This is a genomic window from uncultured Mycobacterium sp., assembly GCF_964249325.1.
Lineage (GTDB): Bacteria > Actinomycetota > Actinomycetes > Mycobacteriales > Mycobacteriaceae > Mycobacterium.
Window position 1 is genome coordinate 1 of record NZ_CAXUCH010000176.1, and the last position, 9,168, is coordinate 9,168.

9 protein-coding genes and 1 pseudogene are annotated in these 9,168 nt (G+C 64.3%); 6 read left to right on the forward strand and 4 right to left on the reverse strand.

The window, feature by feature from the left end; genetic code table 11:
* A partial coding sequence (locus tag ACFE99_RS18505) for a condensation domain-containing protein (RefSeq protein ID WP_375487805.1) occupies window positions 1-839 on the forward strand: 839 nt, incomplete at its 5' end.
* A 344-nt stretch (window positions 840-1,183) separates the two neighbouring features.
* Here ACFE99_RS18505 and ACFE99_RS18510 read toward each other — a convergent pair.
* Window positions 1,184-2,320 (reverse strand): acyltransferase family protein, encoded by a 1,137-nt coding sequence (locus ACFE99_RS18510; protein WP_375487807.1) that lies wholly within the window; start codon window positions 2,318-2,320, stop codon window positions 1,184-1,186.
* 283 nt (window positions 2,321-2,603) lie between these two features.
* Between ACFE99_RS18510 and ACFE99_RS18515 the strand changes: the two genes are divergently transcribed.
* The 5 genes from ACFE99_RS18515 (at window position 2,604) to ACFE99_RS18535 (ending at window position 6,723) form a co-directional block, all read left to right on the forward strand.
* Complete coding sequence (locus tag ACFE99_RS18515) at window positions 2,604-3,383, forward strand: lysophospholipid acyltransferase family protein (protein ID WP_375487809.1); 780 nt, start codon at window positions 2,604-2,606, stop codon at window positions 3,381-3,383.
* Window positions 3,384-3,391: 8 nt separating this feature from the next.
* Window positions 3,392-4,162 (forward strand): lysophospholipid acyltransferase family protein, encoded by a 771-nt coding sequence (locus ACFE99_RS18520; protein WP_375487811.1) that lies wholly within the window; start codon window positions 3,392-3,394, stop codon window positions 4,160-4,162.
* Between the two features lie 4 nt (window positions 4,163-4,166).
* Window positions 4,167-4,955 (forward strand): lysophospholipid acyltransferase family protein, encoded by a 789-nt coding sequence (locus ACFE99_RS18525; RefSeq protein WP_375487813.1) that lies wholly within the window; start codon window positions 4,167-4,169, stop codon window positions 4,953-4,955.
* Window positions 4,948-5,820, forward strand: coding sequence for a lysophospholipid acyltransferase family protein (locus ACFE99_RS18530; RefSeq protein WP_375487815.1), 873 nt, complete (start codon window positions 4,948-4,950; stop codon window positions 5,818-5,820). Before ACFE99_RS18525 ends, ACFE99_RS18530 begins: the two co-directional genes overlap by 8 nt.
* An 87-nt stretch (window positions 5,821-5,907) precedes the next feature.
* Entirely contained in the window at window positions 5,908-6,723 is an 816-nt protein-coding gene (locus ACFE99_RS18535; RefSeq protein ID WP_375487817.1) for an HAD family hydrolase, read from the forward strand.
* Window positions 6,724-6,733: 10 nt separating this feature from the next.
* On the opposite strand, the gene ACFE99_RS18540 is transcribed toward ACFE99_RS18535, so the two are convergent.
* The 3 genes and pseudogenes from ACFE99_RS18540 to ACFE99_RS18550 all read right to left on the reverse strand — a co-directional run.
* Window positions 6,734-8,368, reverse strand: a complete 1,635-nt coding sequence (locus ACFE99_RS18540; RefSeq protein WP_375487819.1) for a hypothetical protein — start codon at window positions 8,366-8,368, stop codon at window positions 6,734-6,736.
* A gap of 42 nt (window positions 8,369-8,410) precedes the next feature.
* Window positions 8,411-8,809, reverse strand: coding sequence for a hypothetical protein (locus tag ACFE99_RS18545; RefSeq protein WP_375487821.1), 399 nt, complete (start codon window positions 8,807-8,809; stop codon window positions 8,411-8,413).
* Window positions 8,802-9,168, reverse strand: a pseudogene (locus tag ACFE99_RS18550) (IS607 family transposase); the annotation flags it as partial. The gene ACFE99_RS18545 and the pseudogene ACFE99_RS18550, both read right to left, overlap by 8 nt.

Below are 9,168 nucleotides of genomic sequence, written 5' to 3' on the forward strand. Positions count from 1 at the left end.
CGGAATCGATGGTGGGCCTGTTGATCAACACGGTGCCGGTGCGAGCAAACATCACGCCGGCAACTACCACCACAGACCTGCTGGCCCTGCTACAAGCCACCCACAACGACATATTTGAGCACCAGCACCTGGCGCTATCCGAGATACACCGCATTACTGGCCAACAAACATTGTTCGACACCGTTTTCGTGTACGAGAACTACCCCATCGACGGCGCCGGGTTGTCGAACGTCGACGGCTTGGACCTCACCCAGCTCGCCGTTCGCGACTATTACCATTACCCGCTTACCGTCCAAGCCGTGCCGGGCCGCGAATTGGACCTTCGCGTGCAATTTCGCACGGATGTTTTCGACCTTGCCAGCATCGAAACGCTGATGGAGCGGTACAAGCGGGTGTTGGTGGCCATGACTGCCGACCCCACCCGGCCGCTCTCATCGATGGATCTGCTCGATGACACCGAGCACGCCCGGCTCGATGAGATCGGTCACCGCGCGGTGTTGAGCCAGCCGACGACCACGTCGGTGTCGGCACCGGAATACCACGACACCGGTGACGGTTATCGCGCCCCGGCTAACCTGCTCGAGCAAATCCTTGCCGATATCTACGGCCAAGTGCTGGGTTTAAACCGTGTCGGGGTCGACGAGTCGTTTTTCGACCTGGGCGGGGATTCGCTTTCCGCGATGCGAGCGATCGCCGCGATAAACGAAACCTTCGACATCGACGTTGCAGTGCGCACCCTATTCGACGCGCCTTCTGTCAGAAGCTTGAGTCGGCAGTTGGGCAGTTATGCCGGCTCGGCAGACAAAGTTCGCGCAGCAAGCTCGGCCAACGATCTGTAGCCGTCTCGGCCCTGCTCCCAGCGTCATTCACGGCGACGTGACCCGATTGCACAGTCTCGTCTGGAGGAACCGCTTACATATTCCGGCTGAAACTACCGTCGGCTATCCCGAGCGTACTTGTCGGAGTCAAAAGGATGCTGAAAACCATTCTGCGCCATAGTTTCTGGGGATACAATTCCTAGCTTACGGATGGTGATGCGATGCGGCGGACAAGCTCGATTGGCGACCGTGACCGAATTGCCTGGCCGCGCAGAAACATTGGATGCGCGCGACTGCGAGAGATTCGGCCTGCGATTCGCCGCAAGGCGAAGTCTCCTCGCTCCTTAACGGATCCGCGACCGCATCTAGGTAGGATCCGGGACCCCCGGTGTCGGTTGATCAGCGACAAGTTCTGCTGCCATGGCATCACGGTCGCCGACGGTTTCGGGCAGGGCGGTGGCAGCCCACCTGCGCTTGAGACGAGCTTTCAGAGACATCGCGCGCTTTTCCACCATGAACCAGCTCAGCGCGGCCAGCGGCAGCGTGGCGATTGTCGAAGGGACAAAGAACACCAACGGATTCAGCTTGATTAGGCCACAGATGATCAGCAACTGCTGAACCGGAAATCCGTAGATGTAGACGCCGTATGACAGATCCGTCCGTAATCTCAAGCGCCTGTTGTGGATCAGGGCGCCCGAAACGATGACGGCATACGCCAGCGGAACGGCGGCGACCACCCGGTAATCAGGCAGCAAGCCGGCCGCTAAAACGATGACCACGCTCACCGCCACCAGCGACCACCGAGCCGGAATCACGTCTCGCAAGTGATACAGGAGCGCTCCAGCCGAGAACATAATGGCGAAGCGCACCGCAAGCTGCTGGATTGTCCATACCCCGGGCATGACAATAGGCGGCAATAACATGGCCCCAAAAACGGCCAGCACCAACGTCACTGCGGGAAGCCACCGGCGACGGGCAAGTCCCACTACGCCAAGACCAGCAACAGCGAGGTAGCACATCACCTCCCAGATGAGGGTATACAGCGGACCGTCCCAGCTGCCCGGTACAGGGACTCCACGCGGTGTTCCGCCGACATCCGGATGAACATACGCCACTGCGCTGTTTTCCAAGACGTACTGGATCGGCCCGGTGGACTGCAGCAGCTTTGCGGCCGAGCCACCCTGAATCACCACTCCGATTGGCGCGATGACAAACGCGGTCACCACCAGGCAGACATAGAGCCCAGGGAGGATGCGAAGGGCTCGAGCAAGCAGATAGTCACGAACTCGCGGGTGGCTGAGCCAACTTGCGGTGATGAGGAATCCTGAAAGTGCAAAGAACCCGTCAACCCCTATTGAGGAAAGAAGCTGCCGAACCGGCGGGGACGACACTTGGCGGCCAGTGAGGGGGAAGGAGTGATAGAGGATCACCGAGGCCGCCAGCGCGAGCCGGAACGCGTTCAGTGCATTATTCCGCGGGTCAAAGACCTGCCCGAGTTTCATCCGCCCCGCCCGTTTGTCCGCACCTCCGGCTGTCGGCGCGATCGTATCGTCACTCAACGCCAAAAAGAGCGGATTCGCGCTACCGCCAACGCGCAGCCGCCGAACTTAGGCCCGGTAGAGGCGCGTCGGCAACCTCTATTTGCTGTCGTCGGCGAGCGGCATCATCGCGTGCCTATTGCCGGTAACCGCAGCGTGTTAAGCCGGTCCGACGGCTGGGCGAGGCGCCCGGTGCAATTCGGACGTTTGCCTGCGCCCGTGCGGGTCCCCACTAGGCTGGACCCTTGTGGAACCGGTATACGGGACGATCATCCAGCTCGCGCGTCTGACCTGGCGGCTGCAGGGCCTCAGCTTCACCGTCACCGGAGTGGAGCACCTACCCGCCACGGGCGGCGCCGTCATCGCAATCAACCACACCAGCTACTTCGACTTCACCTTCGCGGGGTTGCCCGCTTACAAGCAGGGCCGCGGCCGCAAGGTGCGGTTTATGGCCAAGCAGGAAGTGTTCGACCACAAAGTCTCTGGGCCGATCATGCGGGGCTGCCGGCACATCCCGGTGGACCGCGAAAGCGGGGCTGCGTCGTTCGACAAGGCCGTCGAGATGCTCAAGGCCGGCGAACTGGTGGGCGTCTACCCGGAGGCGACGATTAGCCGCAGCTTCGAGATCAAGGAGCTCAAGTCCGGAGCCGCCCGGATGGCGATTGCGGCGGGCGTGCCGATCATCCCGCACATCGTCTGGGGAGCCCAGCGGATCTGGACCAAAGGCCATCCGAAAAAGCTTTATCGCCCGAAGGTCCCGATCGCCGTGGCGGTCGGGGAACCGATCCAGCCCACGCTGCCCGCGCCGGAATTAACCGCGCTGCTGCATTCGCGCATGCAGCATCTGCTGGAGCGAGTGCAGGAATCCTACGGGCCGCATCCGCCGGGCGAGTTTTGGGTGCCGCACCGGCTTGGTGGTGGCGCACCGACGTTGGCCGAGGCCGCCCGACTGGACGCTGAAGAAGCCAGCCGGCGGGCGGCCGCGAAGGCAGCTCACCTGCGCTCGAATTCCGCCGGGCGCGCCTGAGTGACCGCATGGAACCCGTTTTTCGCACCCTGGAAATCGCAGCCAAGGTCGTTGTCAAAGCGCTCGGTACCCAGATCACCTACGAGGGGCTGCATAACATTCCCGAAACCGGTGGCGCAGTGCTCGCGATAAACCACACAAGCTTTGTTGATTGGCTGTTTGCGGCTCTTGCGGTGCATCATCGCGGCCGCCGCATCCGGTTCATGATCAAGGCCGAGATGCAGCAGGTAAAGGTGGTCAACTACCTCATCAACCACACGAATACGATTCCTGTCGACCGTGAGGCGGGAGCCGAGGCGTACAAGGTCGGCGTAGAGCGGTTACGGGACGGCGAGGTAGTGGGCGTGATGCCGGAGGCCAGGATCAGCCGGAGCTTTGAACTCATGGAGTTCAAGACGGGAGCGGCTCGGATGGCGCTGGAAGCAAAGGTCCCAATCGTTCCCCTAATCGTCTGGGGCGCCCAGCGGATATGGACACCACATCACCCCAAGCACTTGGGGCACAACAATATTCCGATTGTCGTTGCGGCTGGCTCTGTGCTGCCGCCGGAAGGCGAAGTCGACGAGCTCACCACCGCGCTGCGCGGTGAGATGACGTTGGTGCTGCACCGGGTACAGCAGGAATATCCACACCTGGACGGGGCGTACTGGGTGCCGCAACGACTTGGTGGCGGCGCCCCCTCACTGGTCGAGGCGGCCCGGCTGGACGCGGAGGACGCAGCGGTGCGCGCCGCCGCTAAAGCGGCCCGCCGGCCGGATACGGCCGGTGCGCCGGAGTGAGGGCATGGAGCCTGTTTTCCGCACGCTGGAGATCGCGGCCAAGGCAGTGGTCAAAGCCCTCGGCAGCCAGATCACCTACCAGGGCCTGGAAAACATTCCCCGAACCGGCGGCGCGGTGGTCGCGATCAACCACACCAGCTACCTCGACTGGCTGTTTGCCGGTCTCGCGGTACACCGTCGGGGGCGGCGCATCCGGTACATGATCAAAGCCGAGATGCAGCAGGTAAAGGTGGTCAATTTTCTGATCAGACACACCGAGACCATTCCCGTCAATCGCGCGGCGGGCGCCGAGGCGTACGCGGTTGCCGTGCAACGGTTGCGCGACGGTGAGGTGGTGGGACTCATGCCGGAGGCCACCATCAGCCGTAGCTTCGAACTCAAGGAGTTCAAGACCGGCGCGGCCCGGATGGCCCTGGAAGCTCAGGTTCCGATCGTTCCTATGATTGTCTGGGGCGCTCAACGGGTATGGACCAAAGGCCACCCGAAAAGCTTGGGACACAAAAGGATTCCAGTCACGGTGGCGGTAGGATCGGTGCTGCCTGCTCACGGTGACGCCGCCGAGCTCACCACCGCACTTCGCGATGCGATGGCGTCGTTGCTGCACCGGGTGCAGCAGGAGTATCCGCACCCGCACGGGGCGTACTGGGTGCCGCGACGGCTCGGTGGCGGCGCCCCCTCACTGGACGAGGCCGCCCAGTTGGAGGCGCAGGAAGCAGCGGCGCGGGCAGCCAGCCGTGCAACGCACGAGTCCGGCTCGGGTTCGCCTGGGGGGAAGGATAACGAGCATGGCTGAGCCGGTATTTCGCACGATCGAAATCATTCTCAAGGCCGCAATCGCGGTCAACGGAATCAAGATCACTTTCATTGGCGAGGATAATATCCCCGAACGCGGCGGCGCGGTGGTTGCGATGAACCACACCAGCTACGTCGACTGGGTTCCCGCTGAGTATGCCGCGACGCGCCGCGCGCGCCGGCTCAGGTTCCTGATCAAAGCCGAACTGCAGCAGGTGCGCTCCGTCAACTTTGTGATCAAGCACGTCAAACTCATTCCGGTGGACCGCAGCGCCGGAGCCGGTGCCTACGCGATAGCCATCCAGCGGCTGCGTGAGGGAGAACTGGTTGGAGTGCATCCAGAGGCCACGATCAGCCGCAGCTTCGAACTGCGGGACTTCAAAACCGGTGCCGCCCGGATGGCCCACGAGGCAGGTGTCCCGATCATTCCGCTCATCGTCTGGGGCGCGCAGCGCATTTGGACCAAAGATCATCCAAAGCACCTGGGGCGCAGCAAAATCCCGATCACCGTCAACATTGGGGCACCGATATTTCCCATGGACACCGTGGAAAACACCATTGCCGTGCTGCGTGAGGCGATGACCAAGCTGCTACACGAGACGCAAGAGTCCTACCCGCATCCACCCGGTGCTTATTGGGTGCCGCGACGGCTGGGCGGGGGAGCGCCCACCCCCGAGGAAGCGAAGTTGCTAGACGAAGCAGAACTCGCCGAACGGGCGAAACGAGGGCAAGCCGCGCGTGCGCGAGTGTGGTTATACCGACGTCGCCAGCGGGTCGCCAACAAGGGTCGCGCTGATACCGCCGATAAGCCGCAACGGCGGTTGCGCTTCTCTACCACCATCGAACACGCACGGCACAGCGCCTGACGACGGGGCAGATGTCGTGCATCGAACTGGCGTGGCCAGCCGACTGGAAGCAGTGATGCTCGCCAGTGGCGAACCGGGATCGACACGATGACGCTGCCGGCGCTCATCGCCAGCGACGTGGACGGCACCCTGCTCAGTGACCATCAGACCATTACGCCCCGTACCCGCAACGCCGTTCGCGCGGCTGTCGCCGCCGGAGCCACGTTCATTCTGGCTACCGGCCGCCCGCCGCGCTGGGTGCAGCCTCTCGTCGACGACCTCGGGTTTGCACCAATGGCGGTGTGCGCCAACGGAGCTGTCATCTATGACTCAGCCACCGACCGGGTGGTGTCCGCGCGCACGTTGCCCGTCGACGCACTGGCCGAGCTAGCAGAGATCGCCACGCGAGCCATCCCCGGTGTCGGGCTGGCCGTAGAACGTATCGGGCTGTCCGCCCACGATACGGCGACACCGCAGTTCATCAGTTCACCTGGTTACGAGCATGCCTGGCTCAACCCGGACAACACCGAGGTGTCGATCGAGGACCTGCTGAGCGCGCCCGCCATCAAGCTGCTGATCCGCAAAGCAGGCGCCCGCAGCGACGACATGGCCGCCGCATTAGCCGAACATGTTGGACCACAAGGAGACATCACCTACTCAACCAACAACGGGCTGATCGAAATCGTGCCGCACGGCATCAGCAAGGCCAGCGGTGTGGAGGAGATCACCGGCCCGTTGGGCATCTCGCTCGACGACGTGGTGGCGTTCGGCGACATGCCTAACGATGTGCCGATGTTGGTACGCGCCGGGCACGGCGTAGCGATGGCCAACGCGCATCCGGACGTGCTGGCGGTGGCCAACGAAGTCACCACATCCAACACCGATGACGGCGTCGCGCGAGTCCTGGAACGCTGGTGGCTCTGACCGTTCCTTGTTAGTGAGCAGGAGTGAGTCCTGTGCGGCCCGAACGGTGTTGGCCGCTGGCGGTGGGTGTTCTCTGGTGGACCGGCATGCCTCGTCGTCGTTGTGGGCGTGGCGGTGAGCCAGAACTGCGGCACCGTCGTGTGGTTCCCGGTGGCTGGTCAGGTCTGGCCGGTGGAGTGCCCGCACGCATCCGCTGTTGGGTGCGGGGTCCTGCTGGCCGACGCCTGATCGGCTTGCCGAGGCCACGTCTGCCGATCGCGGCCGCCGCCCCGTGATGCACGGTGACAGTGGCCGGGTCGGAAGTCTGCTGTTGTAAGGGCGTTCGCCAGTGCTGGCGTCCCCACGTGCTGGTGTAGGCCGGATCCACGCCGATCACAGCGATGCCGCGGCGGGCGGCCATGGAGGTGAGCCGGTCGCGGAAACGTCGGGTAGGGATTCCGGCGACGGTGCGCCGCAACGCCTTCCCGCGGGTTCCGCGGCCCATTGTTTCGCGTCCGGTGGCGCGGGCATCGGTGAAATCGAGGTTCTCCACCACGACCGCGCAGCAATGGTGCCGCTCGGCGAGGTTGAGTAGTGCCGTGATCGCCGCGCGGACTCGACCGTCGCGGCGCGAGGCCCGCAATCCAGCGGTATGAACAGCGATCGTGACGGGTTCACCGACCGGGTTCCCCGAGGAGTCCAGGACACAGGCGGCGAGGTGATCGGCGTTGAGGTCCACACCAAGGACATGGCCGGCGCGCAGATCATCGAGCGTGGGGGCCGGTTCGGGCGTGGTGGTCCAGGAGGCGTCCAGATACCAACGGCCGCGCGTCGGGTCGAAGGTGATGTCGTAACGCACCGCCCGCCGGCCGGTCACTCGCTCGGCCCATTCCTGGCCGCGGTGGCCGAACGCCACTGGGGTGGCGATGTGCAGATGCGTACCGAACCGATCTGCCAGGGCGGCAGGGACTTTGATCCGCAACCGGCCCGACTCCTCGACGCGGATCGTCTCATTCCCCGCGGCCTTGCCCGATTCGCCATCGGCGGTCAGGAACATGCGGGCAGCGTCCCAGCGGTCCCGCCACTGCTGCTCACTCATCTCGGCGGCGTCAAGATGCTGGCGGGTGCGCCACAACCTGTTACCGCCCACGCTGATCGACGGTTGGCCCGCGTCGAACGCTGTCTGCGCGTCAGCCAGACGCCCGCGCAGTGCGGCCAGGCGCCGGGTCTTGGAGAACCGCTGCCCGGCACTGGCATAGCCACGCACCGGGCGGCGGGACTGACGGCGCGGACCACCAACCGCATCGCCTGGGGCAGCGACCTCACCCGGGCGCAGCGCACACCGGGATTCCAGTACGCCGATCGCGGCCCGCAAATCGGTGATCTCGGCGGACAAGGCTCGCATGCCCAGCTGGTACTGGTCTTCGACGGCGCGGGTGATCGCACCGGCCCACCGCGACGACGCCACCGCTGTGACCGCCCGCTTACGCTGCGCGCGCCACACTGCATGCGCCTTACGGTCTATGCGGCCCAACCCGATCCGATACGCGAGCTCGCGGCGATACACCGAACCCAGCAACGCGCCGACCTCACCCAGCGCCGCGGCCTCGTCCTCGCTCAGGTGCAGCCGGGTGCGCACCCGAACACCAGCCGGGCCAGCAGCCACCACCGGCTCACCAATCCGACGCAACCGCTTACCCACGCCACATCACCAGTTCCAATGCCGCATCAAGTCGTTCACCGAGAACGGCAACTCCAGGCCGTGCTGGTCCAGCATCGCCCGCACGTCGGCCTCAGTAAGGTTCAGGCCGTCTTTGAGCGCATAAAATATCGCGCTCTCGACGTGCTGCATGAATTCCGGGTGCGCACGACACCAGCGTCGGACCTGTCGCCGGGCGGCATCGCGTTGCCGCTTCTTCTTCGGCGGCATCGACTTGTAGGCGTGCGCGCGGTGGGCATTTTGCGCGCTCTTGTACCCGTATCCCTGAGCGTCATCCACAATGTCGCCGGTCGCCGCGTCGACGACGACGTAACGCTTCTCGAACCGGCCCGACAGTGCAGCACTGACGACAACCTTCACCGATCCGGCGGCGGGCATGTCACTCATGTGCCGCATCATCCACCCGGCCACCGACAAGCGCGGCCGGTCCAATATCACGCTGGGCGCAGCCGACCGCCTTGAGCGCACGGTTTCGAGCACTGCGGCGACCATAAAGTCGCGCGCAAAACGAGGTCAGCACCCTCCACCATGTCGCGCACCAGATCGTCGTCCACCTCACCGTCATCGAGCACCGCCAGCCGGCGACCGTGCGCCGAAAGCGCCGCCTCCACCAGTTCAGTGTTCATCCGCCCCAACCGATCCCGGTGCTCGACCACCACAGCGGTCACCTTCGGATCGGCCAGCAGCCGGCGTACCTTCGCCCGTGACCCATTCATCCCGGACCCGACCTCGGCCTCCACCCGCAC